At 70.4% G+C, this 19,384-nt stretch carries 17 protein-coding genes and 2 pseudogenes; 9 read left to right on the top strand and 10 right to left on the bottom strand.

The window, feature by feature from the left end:
• Window positions 1-27: 27 nt before the first annotated feature.
• Window positions 28-1,545, bottom strand: coding sequence for an ABC transporter substrate-binding protein (locus tag QE416_RS06265; RefSeq protein ID WP_307314455.1), 1,518 nt, complete (start codon window positions 1,543-1,545; stop codon window positions 28-30).
• A 52-nt stretch (window positions 1,546-1,597) separates the two neighbouring features.
• A complete protein-coding gene (locus tag QE416_RS06270; protein WP_307314457.1) occupies window positions 1,598-2,917 on the bottom strand; it encodes an amidase family protein in 1,320 nt (439 codons plus the stop codon).
• A gap of 228 nt (window positions 2,918-3,145) precedes the next feature.
• On the opposite strand from QE416_RS06270, the gene QE416_RS06275 reads away from it, so the two are divergent.
• Window positions 3,146-4,303, top strand: coding sequence for an ROK family transcriptional regulator (locus tag QE416_RS06275; RefSeq protein ID WP_307314458.1), 1,158 nt, complete (start codon window positions 3,146-3,148; stop codon window positions 4,301-4,303).
• A 79-nt stretch (window positions 4,304-4,382) separates the two neighbouring features.
• Here QE416_RS06275 and QE416_RS06280 read toward each other — a convergent pair whose 3' ends face one another.
• The 3 genes from QE416_RS06280 to QE416_RS06290 are packed head-to-tail and all read right to left on the bottom strand — an operon-like array spanning window position 4,383 to window position 6,122.
• Window positions 4,383-5,063, bottom strand: coding sequence for a DsbA family protein (locus QE416_RS06280; protein ID WP_307314459.1), 681 nt, complete (start codon window positions 5,061-5,063; stop codon window positions 4,383-4,385).
• A gap of 11 nt (window positions 5,064-5,074) precedes the next feature.
• Window positions 5,075-5,449: a helix-turn-helix domain-containing protein gene (locus tag QE416_RS06285; protein ID WP_210110489.1), complete on the bottom strand. Its 375-nt coding sequence runs from the start codon at window positions 5,447-5,449 to the stop codon at window positions 5,075-5,077.
• Between the two features lie 25 nt (window positions 5,450-5,474).
• The gene (locus QE416_RS06290; protein WP_307314462.1) at window positions 5,475-6,122 is read right to left on the bottom strand and encodes an NAD(P)-dependent oxidoreductase; all 648 of its coding nucleotides are present in this window, start codon (window positions 6,120-6,122) and stop codon (window positions 5,475-5,477) included.
• A gap of 178 nt (window positions 6,123-6,300) precedes the next feature.
• Here QE416_RS06290 and QE416_RS06295 point away from each other — a divergent pair, with 178 nt between their 5' ends.
• The 4 genes and pseudogenes from QE416_RS06295 to QE416_RS06305 form a co-directional block, all read left to right on the top strand.
• A complete protein-coding gene (locus QE416_RS06295) occupies window positions 6,301-6,978 on the top strand; it encodes a LuxR C-terminal-related transcriptional regulator (RefSeq protein ID WP_307314464.1) in 678 nt (225 codons plus the stop codon).
• Between the two features lie 72 nt (window positions 6,979-7,050).
• On the top strand, window positions 7,051-8,484 hold the full coding sequence (locus QE416_RS06300; protein ID WP_307314466.1) for an MFS transporter: 1,434 nt from the start codon (window positions 7,051-7,053) through the stop codon (window positions 8,482-8,484).
• Between the two features lie 17 nt (window positions 8,485-8,501).
• A pseudogene (locus QE416_RS16475) lies at window positions 8,502-8,780 on the top strand (amidase family protein); the annotation flags it as partial.
• A 31-nt stretch (window positions 8,781-8,811) separates the two neighbouring features.
• Window positions 8,812-9,771, top strand: a pseudogene (locus QE416_RS06305) (amidase family protein); the annotation flags it as partial.
• A gap of 82 nt (window positions 9,772-9,853) precedes the next feature.
• On the opposite strand, the gene QE416_RS06310 reads toward QE416_RS06305, so the two are convergent.
• Window positions 9,854-11,053, bottom strand: a complete 1,200-nt coding sequence (locus QE416_RS06310; RefSeq protein WP_307314468.1) for an FAD-dependent oxidoreductase — start codon at window positions 11,051-11,053, stop codon at window positions 9,854-9,856.
• Window positions 11,050-12,708, bottom strand: coding sequence for a DHA2 family efflux MFS transporter permease subunit (locus QE416_RS06315; protein ID WP_307314471.1), 1,659 nt, complete (start codon window positions 12,706-12,708; stop codon window positions 11,050-11,052). The genes QE416_RS06310 and QE416_RS06315 overlap by 4 nt, the downstream gene beginning before the upstream one ends.
• A gap of 109 nt (window positions 12,709-12,817) precedes the next feature.
• Here QE416_RS06315 and QE416_RS06320 point away from each other — a divergent pair, with 109 nt between their 5' ends.
• Complete coding sequence (locus tag QE416_RS06320; protein ID WP_307314472.1) at window positions 12,818-13,306, top strand: MarR family winged helix-turn-helix transcriptional regulator; 489 nt, start codon at window positions 12,818-12,820, stop codon at window positions 13,304-13,306.
• Between the two features lie 198 nt (window positions 13,307-13,504).
• On the opposite strand, the gene QE416_RS06325 is transcribed toward QE416_RS06320, so the two are convergent.
• Entirely contained in the window at window positions 13,505-14,080 is a 576-nt protein-coding gene (locus QE416_RS06325; RefSeq protein WP_307314476.1) for a hypothetical protein, read from the bottom strand.
• Window positions 14,077-14,640 (bottom strand): RNA polymerase sigma factor, encoded by a 564-nt coding sequence (locus QE416_RS06330; RefSeq protein WP_307314479.1) that lies wholly within the window; start codon window positions 14,638-14,640, stop codon window positions 14,077-14,079. The genes QE416_RS06325 and QE416_RS06330 overlap by 4 nt, the downstream gene beginning before the upstream one ends.
• Window positions 14,641-14,782: 142 nt before the next feature.
• Between QE416_RS06330 and QE416_RS06335 the strand changes: the two genes are divergently transcribed.
• From QE416_RS06335 to QE416_RS06345, 3 genes are all read left to right on the top strand, one after another.
• Window positions 14,783-15,229 carry a hypothetical protein gene (locus QE416_RS06335; RefSeq protein WP_307314481.1) on the top strand — a complete coding sequence of 149 codons (447 nt, stop codon included), beginning with the start codon at window positions 14,783-14,785 and terminating at the stop codon, window positions 15,227-15,229.
• 2 nt (window positions 15,230-15,231) lie between these two features.
• Window positions 15,232-17,712: a bifunctional lysylphosphatidylglycerol flippase/synthetase MprF gene (locus tag QE416_RS06340; RefSeq protein ID WP_307314482.1), complete on the top strand. Its 2,481-nt coding sequence runs from the start codon at window positions 15,232-15,234 to the stop codon at window positions 17,710-17,712.
• 139 nt (window positions 17,713-17,851) lie between these two features.
• On the top strand, window positions 17,852-18,394 hold the full coding sequence (locus tag QE416_RS06345) for a hypothetical protein (RefSeq protein WP_307314483.1): 543 nt from the start codon (window positions 17,852-17,854) through the stop codon (window positions 18,392-18,394).
• Between the two features lie 111 nt (window positions 18,395-18,505).
• Here QE416_RS06345 and QE416_RS06350 read toward each other — a convergent pair whose 3' ends face one another.
• Complete coding sequence (locus QE416_RS06350; RefSeq protein WP_307314485.1) at window positions 18,506-19,357, bottom strand: PRD domain-containing protein; 852 nt, start codon at window positions 19,355-19,357, stop codon at window positions 18,506-18,508.
• Window positions 19,358-19,384 lie beyond the last annotated feature (27 nt).

Consider the following 19,384-nt stretch of genomic DNA (forward strand, 5'->3'; position numbering starts at 1 on the left):
TCGCGGCCCCGCCCCCGACCGCGGACATCAGGAGATCGGCGACCAGGCGTAGATCCAGGGGTAGCCCTCGCCGGGCCACAGCTTCACCTGGACGTTCTTCGAGGCGTAGACGATCACGTCGGCGTAGTACACCGGCAGGAACCACGCGTCGTCCGAGACGATCTGCGCGATCTGCTGGTACAGCGACGTCTGCTCGGCGGGGTCGCTCGACGCGGCTGCTTGGGCGTACAGGCTGTTGATCCGCTCGTCCGACGACTTGTAGGGGTTGAGCACGCCCGTCGGGGTGACGATCGGGGCCAGCGTGGTGTACATGTCGCCCTGCGTGTACGTCAGGGCGTAGGCGGGGTCCTTCGCGGCCTGGACGTTGGCGAAGAAGTCGCCGTCCTGGTCGATGGTCATCGTCACCCCGACCTCGGCGAGATACCCCTGGATGGCCTGCACCATGGCGTCGTGGATGCCGGGAACCGAGGTGACGGCGAACGTGAATCCGTTCGCGTACCCGGCGTCGGCGAGCAACTCCTTCGCCTTCTCGGGGTCGTACGGGTAGGCGTCGTCGAGAGCGGGGACGTTGCCGGTGGTCTGGGTTCCGAAGTATTGGTGCGCGGGGCTGCCGTACTCGCCGACGACCGCCTTCGTGATGGCGTCGCGGTCGATCGCGTAGTTCAGGGCCTGCCGCACGCGGACGTCGCCGAGCGCGGGCTGGTTGGTGCCGGCGCGGTCGCCGAGGACCAGTCCCCACGTGTCGGTGGACTGCGTGACGATCTGCAGCCCCGCCGACTTCGCGGCCGCGGCCGTCGTGGTGTTGCCGAGGGCGATGTCCATCGTGCCGGCGCGCACCGCGTTCAGCGTCGACGACGGGTCGGTGAAGTACTTGTACTCCAGGGCGTCGTACGAGAAGGCCGAGGCATCGCCCCAGTAGTTCGCGTTGCGGACGAAGCGCCAGTGGTCGCCCGACACGGTGGCGTCGGTGTCGAGGACGTACGGGCCCGTGCCCGCCGGCTCGGTGGCGAGATCCGGGCTGCTCAGGTCGGCCGGGCTGACCATCATCCCTACGTTGTGCGACAGCAGATCCTCCATCGCGGGGAAGGGCGCCGACAGCGTGATCAGGACGGTCTTGGCATCCGTCGCGGTGATCGTGTCGATCGCCGCCGCGTTGCCGATTGCGGGACCCGAGACGGTCTTGACGCGCTCGAGGTTGGCCACCACACCGGCCGCGTCCAGGGCGGTGCCGTCGGAGAAGGTCACGCCGTCGCGCACGGTGAGCTGGAAGCTGGTGGGGGAGAGGTACTCGTAGGCCGAGGCGAGGCCGGGGGTGTAGGTGCCGTCGACGTTCTTCGTGATGAGCGTCTCGTAGGCGGGCTGCAGGATCCAGATCGAGGGACCGGAGTCGGCCAGGTACGGGTCGAAGCTGACGGCGCTGACGGTCGTGGCGATGTCGAGTTCGTCAGTCGACGAGGCGGATGACGACCCGGCGCAGCCCGCGAGGGCGGCGGTGACGGAGAGCGAGAGGGCGATGGCCGCCGTCACGCGGAGGGGGCGTGGCATGGGAGGAGCTCCTTCGGGTGGGTGGTGCGCGAACGCGTCGAGGTGAGGTGGATCAGGGGCAGGCGGACGGAGTGGGGCCGTTCAGGTGCTCCCACGAGGCGGCGAGATCGAGCAGGTACTGCTCGTCGTCGGGGCGGGTGGCGAGCAGGCTGAGGGCGAACGGTCGGCCGCCGGGGAGCGTGCCGGCGGGCAGCGCGACGGCGGGGTGGCCGGATTTGCTGGCGAGGAATGTCGCGAGCGGACCAGGGAACAGCACGGCGTCGACGCCGTCGATCTCGCGCAGATGCTCGAGCACGCGCTGTGCCGCGTCGTACTCGTCGGCGCGGAGTCGGTTGCGCAAGGCGCGGTCGGCGCGCAGGTCCACCCGCGCGGAGGCCTCGATGTTGTCGATGCCGTAGGGCTGCTCGTCGGTAGTCGCGTCGCGGTAGTGCGCGTAGAGCGTGTCGAAATCGCGGACGGGGGAACCGGCGGGGAGGGCGTCGAAGTACTCACCGACCGAGTCGCGGAAGTCGAACGCGGGTACGAGGAGGTCGCTGGGCCCGTCGACGGGGATCGCCGTGGTGGCCGGCCGCAGGTCGACCCCCGCGGTCAGCAGGGTCGCGACCGCGTCGGCCCACGCGGTCTGCGCGTCCGCCTCGGGGCCGGCCAGGCAGAGGGCGATGCGCGCGCCGGCGAGCCGGTCGACGCGGAGAGCGTCGTGGTACCGGCGGTGATCGTCGGGGCGCATCCCGCCGAGCGCGGCCGCGAGGTGGGCGACCCGCAGCGCCAGCGGACCCGGGGTGTCCTGCGCGAGGGTGATCGGCAGCGCTCCGCGCCGCGACAGCAGCCCGACGGTGGGACGCAGACCGTAGACACCGCAGTTCGCCGCCGGGACGAGGATCGACCCGCCGGTGTCGGTGCCGATCGCGGCGTCCACGAGGCCGGCGGCCGCGGCCGCGGCGGATCCCGAGCTCGATCCGCCCGTCGGGAAGCGGTGCCCGCGGGGGTTGCGGGGCGACCCTCCCCGCGCGCTGTACCCTCCCGGGGCGGCGAAGGTGACCCATCCGCAGAGCTCCTGCAGGTTGGTCTTGCCGACGATGCCGGCACCGGCGCGACGGAGGTTCGCGATGATGTCGGCATCCTGGTCCGGAACGGACTCGGCGAGTGCGCGGGACCCCGCGGTGGTCGGCAGGCCTGCCACGTCGATGCTGTCCTTCACCAGGACGGTCAACGCCTCCAGCCCCGGCGTCGGGGCCGCCGACGCGCGCGTCTTCCACTGCTCATCGACCGTCGCGACCGCGCCGAAGCCGGTGGGCGCGGTGTCGAGGGAGCGTATGCGCGCCAGCACGGGGTCATCGACGCCCGGCCGGCCCTGGGTGGGGAGAGAGATCACAACAGTCCTTTGCGAATTTGGGAACTGAGAGGATCTAAACAGACCACCGCTTCAGGTAATTAAGGACCGCATGAAACGTAATAGGTCCTCAACATCCCGGAAACATACGGGGGCACTGGGGGCATAAACCCCGTCATGTCCCGAAACTTCGAGCGCCTCGCGGACAACGGCGTACATAATTTTGCGCAGATGATGACATTAATTGCTTCGCCCGAGTAGAGTGCTGAGGTGTCTTCCGATCAGTCCGCCGTCTCGGCGTTCCAGCAGTACGTCCGCGCGCGCATCCTGGAACACCTGCGTCAGAGCGGCGAGGCGAGTCGGACCGTATTGGCGGAGGTGACGGGGCTCTCCCGTCGTGCGCTCGGCGGCATCGTCGACGACATGAAGCAGGCCGGGCTCGTCGACGAAGCCGACGCCGACCGCGGACCCGACCGCGGGGTGGGTCGCCCCGCGCGGGTGTTGCGCCTCCCGGTGCGACAAGAGGTCACGCTCGCCGCCGACATCTCCCCCGACAGACTCCGGGTTGCGCTGGTCGACTCCGCGGGAGCGATCCTGTCCGTCGCCGAAGCGAATGCCGATATCGCCCGGGGTCGTTCGCATACGGCGGGCACCCTCGCCGCGCTCGCACGTTCACTCGATCGCGACGAGGGGCGCCACCCGGCGCGCGCGGTTCTCGGGCTTCCGACGATGGTGGACTACGAGCGTCAGCTCGTCGATCCGGCCGGTGCGCGCGCGCTCATGCCGAGCTGGACCGACGGTGCGACCGTCGACGAGTTCTCCTCGGCGCTCGGGCTCCCCGTCACCATCGCCAACGGGGCGACGCTGGCGACCCTCGCGGAACTCCGCCTCGGGGCGGGGCGCGGGAGGAAGAACTTCATCGTCCTCGGGATCGGTCACGAAGGGATCGGCTCCGGCATCGTCGTCGAGGGTCGCGTGTTCGAGGGCGCGCGCGGCTTCGCCGGTGAGATCAGTCACGTCAGCGTTCACGCCGACGGCGTGATCTGTCCCTGCGGGCAACGCGGTTGCCTCGCCGCCGAGACGGCGAATCAGCTCCGGCTGTTCCTCCAGGCGCGCGGGGTCGACATGAACGCGGAGGCGTACGAGGAACTGTCGACCGCGTCGGCGCAGGGCGACCCTGCCGTGCGGCGTCTGTTCGCCGATATCGGCTGGCAGATCGGTCGCGCCGTCGGCAGCGTCGCCAACGTCTTCGACCCCGACGCCGTGATCATCAACGACACCCTGACCGAGGTGGGCGACGACGCGGTGACGCAAAGCCTCGTCCGCAGCATCACACAGCACACCCACCCCGGCATCACGGCGGGGATGACGGTCGTGGCCTCCGACCTGAAGCACACGTCGATCCTCGCGGGGGCAGGACTGCTCTGAGTCCCACCCCCGCGAGGATGCGGAGCCGGCCGTGCTGGAACCCGCGACGACCGGGGTCATGCCTTCGCGCGGCGTGCGTTCAGTCGGCGCACCCGTCCGGGCTGCACGCGAGCCCCGCGGTGGCCTCCCGCGGTGCCGTCACGACCCGCGCCGCAGCGGTGATCTGCGCCCGCAGTTGGGCGGCCGAGGCGGTCGGGCTCCCGATCTGCACGAGCTCGTCACTGCGCCGCAGCAGCAGCATCGGGTAGCTGTGGACGCCGAGATCGGCGAGCCAGTCCTGGTCCCGTCGGGCCTGGCCGGCGATCACGTCGTCGTCGAGCTGCTGCCGCACGGCGTCGGCGTCGAGTCCGTGGTCGGCCGCGATGGCGGCGTAGGTCTCGGCATCCGAGAGACTGCGTCCGTCACGGTAGAACGCCGTCTGCATGGCGCCCGCCATCTCGAGCGCGCGGTCATCGCCCGCGCTCGCGCGCAGGGCGGCGAGACCGCGGGCCGCGGCATCCGAGTCCAGCAGCGTGCGGCCCTCGCTCAGGAGGCGCTCGTAGTCGGGGCCGAAGGCGACCCCGGTCAGCTCGGCGATGCGGGCGTTCGCGTCGGGGATGTGCCCGAAGCGCCCGATCGGGGCGGAGTTCGCGCCCGAGAACAGAGCGCCGTGGACCACGGTGATGCGGATGTCGTCATCGGCGGCCAGCTCGTGCAGGGCCGGCGCCATGCCGTAGCACCAGCCGCAGTAGGCGTCGAAGACGTAGAGGAGGTCGTGCATGGGGTGTCCTGTCATCGGGGGGCGGCTTCGTCGAACGCGTGACGCGCGTCGAGCACGTCTTGCATGTGGGCGCGTGCCCAGTTCTCGACCGCGAGCAGCAGGGGGCCGAGGCTCGCGCCGCGTTCGGTGAGCTCGTAGATCGCGTGGGGCGGGCTCGTGGGTTGGACGGTGCGGGTGAGCAGACCGTCGCGTTCGAGACCCTTCAAGGTCTGGGAGAGCATCTTGGGGGAGATGCCGGCGACTCGTCGTGCGAGATCGCCATGGCGCGCGGGTCCGTCCGAGAGGACGCCGATGACGAGAATCGTCCAGCGGTCGCCGATCCGGTCCACCAGCTGCCGGCTGGGGCAGTCGGGGTTGTACGGGTCGAAGCCGAGTACCTCGTCCATGGGCGTCCTCTCGATCGGTCGGGATTCAGTAAGCCACAGAGAAGCGCGCGCGGGGGTGAGCGTGCTGCTCGATCTCGTCGACGAAGGCGATGGCGTAGTCGGCGCCCGAGATCGCGGAGGTGCCCTCGGCATCCGTCAGCAGCACGTCGCCGCCCAGGCGGAAGGTGCCGGTGCGCTGGCCGGGGTTCCACGAGCCGAAGGTGGCGGCAGGGCTCAGGTAGAACCAATCGAGGGCGGTGTCGCTGCCGCGCAGCGCGTCGAGGATCTCGCCGTGAGCGCGTGCCTCGGGCACGAAGGCGGCGGGGAATTCGTCGGTGTCGACCAGGCGCGGGCCGCCTTCGGCGACGGCGAGCGAACCGGCGCCGCCCACGACGCCGAGGCGCGCTCCCGCCGACAGAGCGGCGGAGACGACGGCGGGCAGGGCGACGATCAGGTTCGGCTCGCCCTCCTGGCGCGCGGTCGCGGGCAGGGCGACGACGATGTGCTGCGCGTTGGCCGTGGCCTCGCGCACGAACGCCTCGTCGAAGATCGAGCCGGCGACGGATGCCACGCCCTCGGCCGTCTCTCCGCCCGAGCGGGAGACCCCGACGACCTCGTGGCCGCGGTGGGTGAGTTCCGCGGCGATGTTGCTTCCCGCGTAGCCGGTGGAGCCGAAGACGACGACCTTTGCCATGATGTTCCTATCTGTAGGGGAGTTAGTACCTAAAAGATAGCACAGATGACGGCGGCGGAGCGCCGCGCGGCACGCCGACCGACGCGGTATCGTCGCCGAACAGATTTCACATCCGCGAAACACGGGCGGTCGACGACGCCCGTAAGGTCGGCGCGACGTTGCGCGACAGGAGGATGCCGTGAGCCACGTGTCGTGGAAGATCATGGAGACCCTCACCGCCGACGCCCCTCTGCCCGAGCGCCGCCGGCGGCTGGGGCGCCAGCTGCTGAGGGCCGTCGCGGGAGACACGTTCGTGTCGTACCGATGGACGCCGGCCGGTCCGTACGCCGACCCCGTGGGGGTGCAGTTCGACGACGAGCACCTGCGTGCCTACGACACGCGCTTCCGGCACATCGACACGATGACCCCTCGGTTCCTCGAGGTCCGCGGGGCATCGGCCATCAGCCCGCAGCGGGACACCCGTGACGAGTTCGTCCGCGACTTCCTCTTCCGCTCCGGCATGTTCCACGGCATGAACTACTTCGCTCCGCACCCCGTGGTCGGATCGATCGACCTGCGAGTGTGGCGCTCGCAGCGGCGCGGCGCCTTCACCCCCGACGACGTCCGCAAGCTCCAGGCGATCGGCGACCTCATGCACCGACTGTGGAGCACGGAGCCGCTCGCGGCCTCCGCCCTCACGCCGCGGCAGAGGGAGATCGCGACGCTGGTGGGCGAGGGACTGACCGACCGGGCGATCTGCGACCGGCTGAGCATCTCGCTGCCGACCCTGCGCACCCACCTTGCCCAGGCGTTCGCCAAGACCGGGACCCAGAACCGCACCTCGCTCGCGATGGCGGCCCGCGCCCCTCGTCATTAATGACGATGCCGGCGCGCTGACGCGTCGAGAATGCTGGGTCGCACGCAACCGTTCCAGCATTCCGGGAGAGAAATGTCCACATTGCGCACGGGGGTCTCGCCCCTGTCCCGACTCGATCGCTTCCCCCGGTGGGGATTGAGCGCGATCTCCGTCCTCACCATCGGCCTGGGCATGCTCTTCGTCCAGTACGACGTCTTCAACATCAACGTCTCGTTCGTGCAGACGTGCGCCCAGATCATCGGCGGCTGCACCCCCGCCACCGCCGATCAGTTCATCGGCCTGCCCATCTTCCTCAGCCTCGTCGGCTACGGCATCGGGGCCCTCATCCTGGGGCCGATGTCCGACCGCTTCGGACGCCACCGCCTGCTCATCATCGCCATGGTGATCACGGGACTCGGCTCGCTCTTCTCGACCTTCGCGGGGGATGCCACGAGCTTCAGCCTCTCGCGCCTGATCACCGGCATCGGAATCGGTGCCGACCTCGCCATCATCAACGTGTACGTCAGTGAGATCGCCCCGCGGCGCATGCGCGGTCGCTACACGAGCGTGCTGTTCTTCATGGCGGCCCTGGGGGCCGCGCTCGGCATCTGGCTGGGTCTGTTCCTCACCACGCCCCTGACGCCGTGGCCGCAGGGTCTGCCCTTCGCCCTGGCATCCGACACCTTCACCGCCGGCTGGCGCTGGGTCTACGCGGTCGGCGCGATCCTGGCGGCGTTCTCGATCGTCCTGCGCATCGCGCTGCCCGAGTCGCCCCGCTGGCTGGCAAGCCGCGGACGCGACGACGAGGCCGCCGTCGTCGTCGAGCGCATGGAGAAGCTCGCCACCCGCCGGCACGCGCTCCTGCCCGCCTCGGAGGGTGACAGCGACACGACCGAGGTCACCGTCGGCGGGACGTTCTCGGCCGTGCGCGAGCTGCTGACCTCGCGCGTCTACCTGCGGCGTCTGCTCGTCATCGGCATGGCGTGGCTGCTGGGCTACATCACCCTCTACGCCTTCGCCGGGGCCTTCACCTCGGTGCTCGTGCGGCAGGGATACGCCCCGGCGGAGGCCGGCATCGTCAGCGCCGTGGGCCTGACCGGCTTCATCCTGGCGGCAGTCGTCGCCCGCTCGGTGGTCGACCGTGTCGAGCGCAAGTGGTGGATGCTCATCGGCGGTGTCATCACCGTCGTCGGCGCGCTGGTCGTGGTGGGCGGCGGCGGGGCGACCGCGGCGACCTTCCTCGGAGCCATCGTGGTGTTCTTCGGTCAGAACATCTGGGTTCCGGCCCAGTACGCCCTCACGGCCGAGAGCTTCCCGACGCGTTTCCGGACGACCGCCTACGCCCTGGCCGACAGCATCGGTCACGTCGGCGGCGGGCTCGGTGTCTTCCTGCTCGTGGGCATCTTCTCGCAGTTCCCGCTGCTCGGGTCGCTGCTGGGGCTCATCGCCTTCCTCATCGTCGGCGCGCTGGTCAACCTCCTCGCTCCCCGCACCCGCAACCGCTCGCTGGAGGAGATCTCCGCATGACGTCGACGCGAACGGCGATGTCCGACGACCACGGCATCTGGACGCAGCGGGCCGACGAGGAGTCCCTCGCATCGCTCGAGAGCTCGGACGCGTTCCCCCTTGCCGTCAAGGCCAACATCGCCGTTCGCGGACTGCGTCGCTCGGCCGGATGCCGCGTCCTCGACGTAGTGGCGGAGGATGCCGACGCCCCCGTGGTGGCGGCTCTCCGCCACCACGGGGCGGTCGTGATGGGCATGGCGAACATGCACGAGCTCGCCCTCGGGGTGACCTCGGACAACGCCGCCTACGGCCCGGCGCGGGTCCCGTCGGCCCCAGCACCTCTCGGCCGGCGGCTCGTCGGGTGGGAGTGCCGCCGCCGTCACCGCGGGGCTCGTGCCGCTGGCGCTCGGTACCGACACCGGCGGGTCGGTCTCGATCCCGGCGAGCAACTGCGGCGTCGTGGGATTCCGCCCCAGCACGGGGCGGTGGCCCACGGCGGGGATCGTGGGCCTGTCGTGGACCCGCGACACCCCGGGGGTCTTCGCCGCGACCGTCGCGGAGGCGGCGCGCGTCGACTCCTGGGTCACGAGCAGCACGGCGGCAACCCCGCTCGAGCGCCCGCGCCTCGGCATCCCGACCGCGTTCCTCGACGACCTCGACGCGCGGACCGAGCAGGCGTTCCACCGCACGCTCGACGCGTGGGGACCGGGCGTCGACGTCGTGGAGGTCGACATCTCCGACGTGCTCGAGCGCACCCGCCCCGCCGAACCGCTCGTCGTCGGCTGGGAGGCTCCTCGGGAGCTCGCGTCGGCGGCCGCTCGGGCTCTGCATCTGACGCCTGACGAGGCGTTCGCGGCACTGCGGGCGGGGGTCGAGACGGCCGATGTCGCGGCGTTCCTCGATGCGATCGCCGCGCGCCCGGTGACGGCCGACGAGTACGCGCGGGCGCTGTCGCTGGTGCTCGACGCGCGCCGACTCGCGGCGGACCTGATGGACCGCGACGCTGTCGACGCCCTGGTCTTCCCCACCACACCGGCACCGGCCCCGCCGTCCGGCGGCGGCGAGAGCACCCGGCACCGCGACCGCGAGATCTCGGTCTTCGAGCTCTACACCCGGCACACCGGACCCGGAACGATCCTCGGTGCGCCGATGGTCACGATCCCGGGCCTCGCCGAGGATGTCCCCGTCGGCGTCACCGTGCAGGGCCGACGTTTCGACGACGCGCGCATCCTGACCCTCGGCGCGCAGCTGCAGAGCGTCCTCCTCGAAGCGGCGTCCTCGCGCCCGACGGGCGGCGCCGGACGATGAGAGCCGCCCGCGCGGGAACGAACCGCGCGGGCCTCTCACTCGGTGCGGGTCACAGCGCGCGCGGCGGCACCGGGCCCGCGGGTCACCCGTAGTCGGGCAGTGCGAACGTGTCGGCGGGAGGGCGGAACAGACCCGCGGTCAGTCGACGCCCGGCGCGCGATGAGGCCGCTCGCAGCACCCCGTGAAAGAGAGCTCGTCCGGCGCGAGAGCGGGGATTTGCCAGTCGCGGTGTGCCGGGTGGCAGATCTTGTGCACGCTCGACGAACGGACGGAGGATGTCCTCGTAGCGCTGAAGGGCCGTCTCGACATCGGTGCTGCGGTCGAGCTCGCCGGCCAAGACGTAGGCACCCACGAGCGACAGGGTCGTGCCCATGCCGCTCAGGGGAGACGCGCAATAGGCGGCGTCGCCGACGAGCGCGACGCTGCCACGGTGCCACGTGTCGAGGTGCACCTGGCCGACCCTGTCGAGATAGAACTCCTCGGCGTGGGCCATCTCGCGCAACACGCGAGGCGCTTGCCACCCGGCATCCGCGAATCGCCTGCGCAGCGCGTCTCGCGAACGACCGGAGTCGTCGTCGCCTGTGTCGGCCCGCTCGTCGCCGCGGGTCGGGTAGGACAGCGTGGCGCGGATCGTTCCCAGGTTGTCGGGGCGCAGGCTGATACTCCGTCCGCCCGTGGCGGTGTACCACCGCCACCAGTCGGTGTCGTCGGGTTCCCGCGGGATGGTCAGGTACGCCGTCGACATGTTCTTCGAGACGATCGGATCGATGCCGGGGAAGACCAATCGGCGTGTGCGAGAGCGCATACCCTCGGCGATCACGACGAGGTCGAACTGCTCGTCGGTTCCGTCGTCGAACGTGACGTGTGCGCCGGCACCGTGATCGTCGATCGAACGGATCGTGGTGCCGAAGCGGTACTTGACGCGCTCGTCGGTGAGCTCGAACAACACCCGTGACAACTCGCCGCGGAGAATCTCGAGCTCGGCCGTCGCCCCGCCGGTGTCGTCACGCCCGGCGGGGAAGCTTGCCACCGTCTGCCCGCGGGCCCCGATGAATCGCGTTCCTGCCTCGCGCGTGTTCCGGGCCCGGATTGCCTCTTCGACTCCCATGCGGCGCACCACCTCGCGACCGGCGCCGCGGATGTCGATGTTCTGTCCGCCCGCGCGCAGTTCGGGCGCGCGCTCGATGACGGTGACGTCCCACGCCGCGCGCTCCATCCAGAAGGCCAGTGCCGGCCCCGCGATGCTCGCGCCGCTGATGAGGACGCGCCGGCGCGCCGTCATCGCGCCACCTCCGTCGTGGCTGTCGCCGCGGCCGATGGCTCGCCGGCCTGCCGCTCGACGCCGCGCGCTGCCTCGACGCCCGCCGGGCGCGAGGGGATCAGGAAGGTGGCGATGACGCCGACCACCAAGAACCCGGCGGCGAGGAAGGCGCCGAAGGCAACGGCATCCGTCATCGCCTGACGTGCCAGGTCGGCGACGTTCTCGAGGCCCGGCACCTGACCGATCGGTTCGATCGCCGCGCCGGCGCTGTCGGTCACGGCATCGGCGAAGTCTTTCGCGTCGGAAGGGGCATACCCGCTGTCCTCGAGCCTGTTCTGCAGTCCCCCGCCCAAGGTCGAGAAGAAGACGGTCGTGAGCGCCGCGATCCCGAGCGCCGAGCCGAGCTGGCGGAACGTGCTCTGAATGCCCGAGCTCTGACCGCCCTCCTCGGCGGGCACGTCGGCGAGGACGACGTTGGTGACCTGCGCGGTGGCGAAGCCGACGCCCACGCCGTAGAAGAAGAGCACGACCGCGATGAGCAGCCACGATGCGTCGGTGACAGCCGCGACGAGACCGAGGCCGGCGAGGCCGAGCACCTCGAGCACCAGCCCGAGTCGCACGAAGGCCAGCGCGCTGACGCGGTTCGAGAGCGGGAAGCTGATGCCGCTGGCGACAAAGCTACCGATCGCGATCGGGGCGAGGGCGAGGCCCGCCTGCAGGGGCGAGTAGCCGAGGGTGAACTGCAGCCAGAGGGGAAGCACCGCGATGATGCCGAACTCGCCGAGCCCGATGATGAGGGTGGCGATGTTGCCGTTGCGGAATGACGCGATCGAGAACAGCCGCGTGTCCATGAGCGGCTGGTGGCGGCTGCCCGGGCGGCTGAGCCGCGCCTGCCTCCAGATGAAGGCGGCAAGGAGGAACGCTGAGGCGACGAGTGCGACGAAGGCGGGCGACAGCCCGGAGTCCCAGCGGAAGCCGAACACCTCGAAGGCGTTCTCGCTCATGATCCAGCCGTAGACACGACCCTCGACGAGCCCGAACGCGAGCAGTCCGAGACCGCTGACCGAGAGAGCGGCGCTGATGACGTCGACACCGCCACGCGAGCGGGCGGGCTGAAGGAGGAACAGCACCCCGATGACGACGATGACGATCGTCAGCGGAATGTTGATGCCGAACGCCCAGCGCCACGACGCGTGCTCGGAGAGCCACCCGCCCAGGACGGGACCGAGCGCGGTGGCGGCGCCGATCGTGGAGCCCCAGACGGCGAACGCCTTGCCGCGCGCGGCGCCGACGAACATCGCGTTGAGCAGGGCGAGCGAGGTGGGCAGCACGGCGGCGGCGCCGATGCCCTGCAGGAAACGGGCGAGGACGAGGATCTCGCCGGTGGGGGCGAGACCGGCGAGCAAGCTCGTGAGACCGAAGACGACGACGCCGGCGACGAACACCGTCTTCGCCCCCCACAGGTCGGAGATGCGTCCGACGACGAGCAGCAGCGCGGCGAAGACGATCGCGTACGACTCCTGGATCCACTGCGCCTGGCTCGAGTCGATGCCCAGGTCGTCGATCACCGAGGGGGTGATGACGTTGACGATCGTCGTGTCCACGACGATCAGGGCGACCCCCAGAGCCACGGCTATCAGGCCGATCCAGCGGCGAGCACTCTCGGATCGAGGCATCGTGTCTCTCCTCAAATAGTTCTATCGTGAAATGGTTCTCCGGGAGAATAACTTGACGAAGTGATAACCTGCAAGTCCGGTCGCAGGAGGTTCGGGACGGGAGGGCTTCATGGGTGAGGACGACGCCGCTCGTGCTTCGGACCCGGTTTCGCCCTCGGTCACGGACGCACTCCGCGCCTACGGCGCGACGTATGCGCAGGTCGCGCGGGCCTTCGCCGCATACGCCGGATTGCACTCCACGGACGCTGCGGCGATGATCGAGGTCCTCGGGGCCGAAGAGCGTGGCACGCCGCTGTCGCCGGCGAGACTGAGCGACCAGATCGGACTCAGCTTCGGTGCCACCTCGACCCTTCTGAACCGGCTCGAAGCGGTCGGCCATGTGACCCGCAGCCGCACGCAGGCGGATCGGCGGGTCGTGACCCTGCATTCGACACCCGAGGTCCAGCGGCTTGCCGACGAGTTCTTCGCGCCTCTGGGGCGGCGCCTCGACGCGATGCTCGCCGCGCACTCACCGGCGTTCCTCGCCGAGTTCTCGGCGGTGCTGATGGCGATGAGGGATGCCACCGACGACTACATCTCGGAGGGGCCGGGGAGCTAGAACGAGTCCGCCGGCGTTGCGCGCCGAGTTCTCGGCGGTGCTGATGGCGATGAGGGATGCCACCGGCGACACGGACGAGCCCGTGAAAGATCGCCGCGGGGCAGAGCACCCGAGGGCGTCGTCGACGTTCTGGTCCGCGCCGCGATCCCGCGGGAGCTGTGAAGCGCAGGCCGGGGCGCGGGCCCCGGCCTGCAGCGATCAGCCGTTCGAGGACGTCCCGAAGGCGGTGGTGTAGAGCTGTCGCAGCGCGTCCGTTGCGGGGCCGCTGTCGCAGGGTGAGATGAAGTCGTCCGTTGTGGCGACGAGGTACGTCTGGCCGGCGGTGAACAGCACGCCCGTACCTTCCTCCACTTGTTCGACGGTCAACGTCGTGCCAGGGGAACCGGCGAACACCTGTGTGACGGTGAGGGTGACGTTCTCGCCGGTGACGGTTGTGGCGGTGGCTTCGTAGGCGGTGTCGAATTCTCGAAGGCTCGCCACGGTCGGTACCTGACACGCGGCGGGGGTCTCGTCGGGGCCGGGGCCGGGGGCTTGGATGGCGGGCGTGGCGACGAGGCCGGCGATCAGGGCAGCAGCCCCGGCTGTGGCGGCGGCTCCGAGGGAGACCCCGGCGAACAGACGCCGCCGGTGGCGGGGGGCGGTCGCGGTGTTGCCGGCGAGGTCGTCGCGCTCCGCGGCGGCCACGATGCGCCGGATCCGGGCGTCGTCCAGGCTCGGGTCGCCCGTGGTCGGGTCCGCCTGGCGCATCAGCGCCCTCAGGTCATCGTCGTTCATCGCTCTCCCCCTTTCGTGGTGGTGCCGGTTGGTCGGCGTGGTGCTTCCATCTCTTGTCGCAGCTTCTTCTTGGCTCTGTGCAGGCGGATGGTGGCCGCGTTGGTCGTGATGTCCAGGACCGTCGCGATCTCGGGTGGCGCCAGCTCCTCCCACGCCCACAGGCGCAGAACCTCGGCGTCGGTGGCCGACAGGCGGGCCAGTGCCGCTCGCAGGCAGTCGGCACGCGGATCCTCCTCCGGGCCGGTGTCCACGGTGTCGGTCGGCGGGTCGACAGTGATGATCCGCTCCGCCACCCGCCACTGCCTCCGCGCGGAGCGTTCGGCGTTTCGCAGGCAGTTGCGAGCGGTGACGTACAGCCATGGCAAGGGTTCTTCAGGCACATCATCGAACCGTCTCCAGACGATCAGCATCGTCTCGGAGAAGACATCGTCCGCGGTCTGCGGATCGATTCGTCGACGAAGGAAGCGGAGGACCGCATCGCCGTGCGTTCGTACGAGCGATTCGTACGCTCGGGAGCGTTCCATCGGAAGTGTGTGCACAACATCATCATGTCCGGGCACGGACGATGCTTTCACCTCAAAACGTCGAAAAAAATGTTCGGCGACATGAAAGGAACGATGCGGTGGTGGCCATGAGTGGGGTACAGGCCGCGCCGATCGCCCGCTCACCGGAACGGGCCGCTGTCTCACAGAAAAGGCCCCCATGAACACCAAGACCCTCACCGCACTGACCGTCGCCGTGGCCGTGATCCTCGTCGGCGGCGCGGGATTCATCGGTGGCACGGCAGTCACCGCGCGCCATGACGCCGTCGCCCCACACGACAGCACCTTCATCGACGGCGTCCCCGCCCCCGACGACGACACGATCGACGCCCCCTCGGCCCCGCTGATCCTCACCCCGAACCAGCTGGCCGCAGGAGCGGTGACGCTGAAGCCGGGCCAGGTCCTCCTCGTCGTCTCTGCCGCGCCCCAGGGCGGGACCTTCACGGGCACGGGTGGCTCCAGCGACGACGGCATCGTCCAGTTCGAAGCAGCTGACGACACCGACGATGCCTCATTCTTCGCCCACAAGCCGGGCAAGACCACCGCGTGGGTCTCGGGACCCGACGGTCAGCGCGTGAGCTTCGACATCACCGTCGCAACCTCCTGAGCGTGGGGTCCACGCTCGTCGCGGTGACCACGGACCGTCGGCGGTCCCTTCCCCTCGCCACTCTCACCCTCGCTGCCATCGTCATCGCGGTCAGCGTGGTCTCCATGAACGCGGGCGCCTTCCGAGGCGCGAGCGTGTACGACCTCCGCGCGATCGTGCTGACCCTCGCCCGGGTGGACGATCCCGCGACGCTTCCCGTCGTCGTGATCGCCGTCGTGCTCGTGTGCGGATGGGCCGAACGCCTCATGGGAGGCGCACGCATGCTGTTCGCCTACGCCTGCGGGGGCGTCGTCACGTCGGCGGCGGGTCTGGCCGTCGGGGGGTGGGAGACGAACCTCTTCCCCGCCATCCCGCTCGGCGAGTCACCGGCCACGGGGGCGACCCCTGTCCCCGCGCTCCTGGGCGTGGCGATGGCCGCGAGCTGCTTCACGGGCGCCCTGTGGCGTCGCCGCGTCCGGGGGGCGTGTCTGGTGTCGGCGGTGACGGTGTTCCTCTATGCGGCGTCGGCGAGCGACCTGTTCTCGCTGCTCGCTCTTCCCGTCGGGCTCGGCGCAGGGGTGCTCCTCGGGGGCCGGAGAGCCGGAATGCGAGGGCAGCGCAGCTCGCATCACGAGGTCCGTGTCCTGCTGTGCGCTCTGACGGCGATCACCGCGGTGGGGCCGATCGTCGCCACCCTCTGGGGCAGTGGCGCCGGACTGCTGTCCGTCTACGGATGGCTGTCGTACGATCCGCTGGTCGTCGCCGATGCGGTGACGTGCGCGGCGGGCTCGACGATCGTCCCCTGTCCCGACGCGGCGAGCTACCACGAGCTTCAGCCGAGCGCCGGGTGGATCGCCGCCCTTCCGCTCGTCGTCCTCCTGGTCGCCGCGTGGGGCATTCTCCGCGGTCGGCTGGCCGCTCTGGGCGTGGCCATCGCGGTCAACCTGCTCGTGTTCGCGGGGATGACCGCTCTCTTCGTCGTCTCGGAACCGGACATGCTCGCTCTGCTCGCCCAGGTCCGGGGCACCGACGCGTCGGGCGCGTGGCAGTCCCTGGTGGGCCTCCTCGCGGCAGCGCTGGTCCCCCTCGGTGTGGCCGTGACGCTCTTCGTGTGCCGCCGCTCGGTGTCGGTCCCGCCGACGACCAGCGCCGTCGGCTCGTTCTTCGCGTCGATCTCGATCGGGGCCGCAACGGTGTCGGTGCTGTCGCTCGCGGGCGGACTGCTCGCAGCGGCGGACTTCTCGCCGCGGCCGACGGTGAGCGAGCTGCTGCGCGACGTTCCCCTGCGGCTGCTGCCGCCCTCGCTCCTGCCCGGCGGATGGGTGCACGCCGTCCCCACGACCGCCGTGTCGCAGGCCCTCTGGTATCTGCCGTCCGCCGTCTTCTGGACGGTGTGCGTGGCGGCGACCGCACGGTTGGTGATCAGCCGGTCCTCCGTGCAGGGCGCGGAGGACCGCGTGCGCGCACGGGAGATGCTGCAGCGCGGCTGCGGTTCCCTGGGGTTCATGGCCACCTGGCCCGGCAACACGTACTGGTTCGCCGGAGAAGCGGATGCCGGCTTCGCCTACCGTCTGCACGGGGGTGTGGCGGTGACGCTGGGCGGCGCTTTCGGCGCCGATCGATGTCGCGAAGAGGTCGGGGCGGCGTTCGTGGAGTTCTGCGGCGACAACGGATGGACCCCGGTCTTCTACAGCGTCGACGATGCCGCGGCCACGGCGCTCGACGCGCTGCAGTGGCGGCGGACGCGGGTGGCCGACGAGGCCGTCCTCGACCCGCGCACGTGGACTCCCGCGGGAAAGAAGCGGCAAGACGTCCGCACGGCCACCAACCGCGCGCGCCGGGAGGGCGTCCGGGCGCAGTGGGTGTCGTGGAGTGCGCTCACGCTCGTCGACCGCGTGCAGATCCGCGAGATCTCCGAGGCCTGGGTCGCCGACAAGTCGATCCCCGAGATGGGCTTCACCCTCGGCACCGTCGATGAGGCGGCCGACCCGGCGGCGCGGTTGATGCTCGCCCGCGATGCATCGGAACGGATCGTCGCGGTCACGACATGGATCCCCGTCTTCGGCGAAGAGGGGCTGACGGGCTATGCCCTGGATGTCATGCGCCGACGCCACGACGCCATGAACGGGATCATGGAGTTCCTCATCGGGGCGGTGGTCGAGCAGTTGCGGGCGGACGGCTGCACGCTGCTGAGCCTGTCGGGGTCGCCGTTGGCTCCCCACCGCGGCGGCGACACCGGAGATCTCTCGGCCGTCGACCGGTTCTTGGAAACACTGAGCGGTGCGCTCGAGCCCGCGTACGGCTTCCGCTCGCTGGCGCACTTCAAGAACAAGTTCCAGCCGCAGTTCTGCCCCCTGTGGGTCGTCTACCCTGATGCCATCCATCTCCCGGCGATCGCCCTCGCCCTCCTCCGGTGCTATGTCCCTGGGCTGAGCCTCGCCGGCGCGGCACGTCTGGCGGTGCGCATGCGGACGTCGCGTCGCTCGTCCACCTCGACGGTGTGACGCGCCGTGGAACATCTCCGAAAAAAATTCCGTCCGAGGTGAAAGGCCTCGGGGGGTGGTGGCCATGTATGGGGTACAGGCCGCGATGATCGCTCGTTCACCCGGAACGGGCTGCGGCGTCGACTGAAAGGTGCAGCTCATGCGCATTCGTACCCTCTCCGCTGTGACCGCCTCGATCCTCGCCGTGGGTCTGATGACCGGCGGAGCAGCTGCGTTCGCCGCCCCGCAGAGCGACACGTTCGTCGACGGAGTGCCCACCCCGCAGAGCGACACGTTCATCGACGGCGTGCCCGCCCCGCAGAGCGACACGTTCGTCGACGGCGTGCCCGCCCCGGCCGGCGATGCGGATGAGACCCCCGACGCCGACGGAGTCGTCCTCGGCGGCATGCCCGCCCCGCTGATGCTCACCCCGGCCGACCTCGCCAAGGGCCCGGTGACCCTGCAGGTCGGGCAGACGCTGGTCGTCGTCCTCGATGCCGACAACGGCGGCGCCTTCACCGGCACCGGCGGTTCCGACGACGACACCGTGGCGCACTTCGACGCCGCCGTCCTCAGCCCCGACGACGACGAGGTGTCGCTGAACGCGGCATTCTCCGCCGGAAAGGCCGGCACCACGAAGGGCTGGATCGCCGGCGCAGACGGCCAGCGCACCACCTTCGACATCACCGTCGCCGCGGCCTGAGCGATCGGGAGCAGGTCGGGTGCCGGCGGAGCGATCCGCCGGCACCCGACCGCGTTCGTCGGTGTGCCGGCTTCGCTCACGCGTGCGCCGTGGTGCCGCGCAGAGCGCCTCTCACTCGGTGCGCGTCTCGGCGCGCGTGGTGACGCGTGCCACGTGCAGTGCCAGATAGAGCACCTCGTCCTCGGTGAGGCGCGCCCCGCCCATCTCGAGCAGGTAGCGCACGCGCTGCGCGCAGGCGTACGCGGCGGGATGCGAGGCGCGGATGCCGCTGAGCAGCTCGGCGGAAGGATCGTCGAACAGCGCGTCGGCGTCCAGACGCACGAAGAGGTACCGCAGGTGCGTGACGAAGCGCGCGACGTTCATCGACTCGGCATCCAGGGTCACCCCCATCGACTGCGACACCACCTCCAGCACCCGGCCGATGCGCTCGGTCATGTGGATGGTGGGGGCCATGCCCTCCGACGCGAACGCGGCGTTGACGAAATGCAGCGCGAACGAGATCGCTTCGTCGGCCGGGAGCACGACGCCCAGGCGCGCGGCGGCGAGATCCACCGCCTCGCGCCCGACCGCCACCTCGCGGGGGTACAGCTGCGACACCTCCCAGCGCAGGGGGTAGTCCATCTCGATCCCGCGCCGGACGCGGTCGATGGCGAAGGCCAGGTGATCGGCCAGGGGGAGGATGAGCGCCTGCGACACGCGGATCCCCAGTCGGTCGTGGGCGCGCTCGGCGACGAGGGCGGCGCAGCGCACGACGTCGAGGGGGATGTCCGACAGGTAGGCGGCGATCCGTTCGACCGGATGCCGGGAGTCGGGCCGGAAGACCTGATCGATGACGGCGGTGTCGTCGAGGCGCTCCCCGCGCTTCTTCCCGTGCGCGATGCCCTTGCCGAGGACGACGATCTCGACGTCGTCGTCGCCGCGCACGATGGCGGCGTTGTTGTTCAGAACCCGGATGATCTCCATTGCATCTTCCTTGGATGCCGCGGCGAG

Origin of the sequence: Microbacterium sp. SORGH_AS_0421 (assembly GCF_030818635.1) — a bacterium.
In the GTDB taxonomy this organism is placed as follows: Bacteria; Actinomycetota; Actinomycetes; order Actinomycetales; family Microbacteriaceae; genus Microbacterium.

Coding starts and splice junctions, on each gene's coding strand:
- QE416_RS06265 (WP_307314455.1), bottom strand. CDS start 1,545: ATGCCACGCCCCCTCCGCGTGACGGCGGCCATCGCCCTCTCGCTCTCC.
- QE416_RS06280 (WP_307314459.1), bottom strand. CDS start 5,063: ATGCACGACCTCCTCTACGTCTTCGACGCCTACTGCGGCTGGTGCTAC.
- QE416_RS06285 (WP_210110489.1), bottom strand. CDS start 5,449: ATGGACGAGGTACTCGGCTTCGACCCGTACAACCCCGACTGCCCCAGC.
- QE416_RS06290 (WP_307314462.1), bottom strand. CDS start 6,122: ATGGCAAAGGTCGTCGTCTTCGGCTCCACCGGCTACGCGGGAAGCAAC.
- QE416_RS06300 (WP_307314466.1), top strand. CDS start 7,051: ATGTCCACATTGCGCACGGGGGTCTCGCCCCTGTCCCGACTCGATCGC.
- QE416_RS06310 (WP_307314468.1), bottom strand. CDS start 11,053: ATGACGGCGCGCCGGCGCGTCCTCATCAGCGGCGCGAGCATCGCGGGG.
- QE416_RS06315 (WP_307314471.1), bottom strand. CDS start 12,708: ATGCCTCGATCCGAGAGTGCTCGCCGCTGGATCGGCCTGATAGCCGTG.
- QE416_RS06320 (WP_307314472.1), top strand. CDS start 12,818: ATGGGTGAGGACGACGCCGCTCGTGCTTCGGACCCGGTTTCGCCCTCG.
- QE416_RS06325 (WP_307314476.1), bottom strand. CDS start 14,080: ATGAACGACGATGACCTGAGGGCGCTGATGCGCCAGGCGGACCCGACC.
- QE416_RS06335 (WP_307314481.1), top strand. CDS start 14,783: ATGAACACCAAGACCCTCACCGCACTGACCGTCGCCGTGGCCGTGATC.
- QE416_RS06345 (WP_307314483.1), top strand. CDS start 17,852: ATGCGCATTCGTACCCTCTCCGCTGTGACCGCCTCGATCCTCGCCGTG.
- QE416_RS06350 (WP_307314485.1), bottom strand. CDS start 19,357: ATGGAGATCATCCGGGTTCTGAACAACAACGCCGCCATCGTGCGCGGC.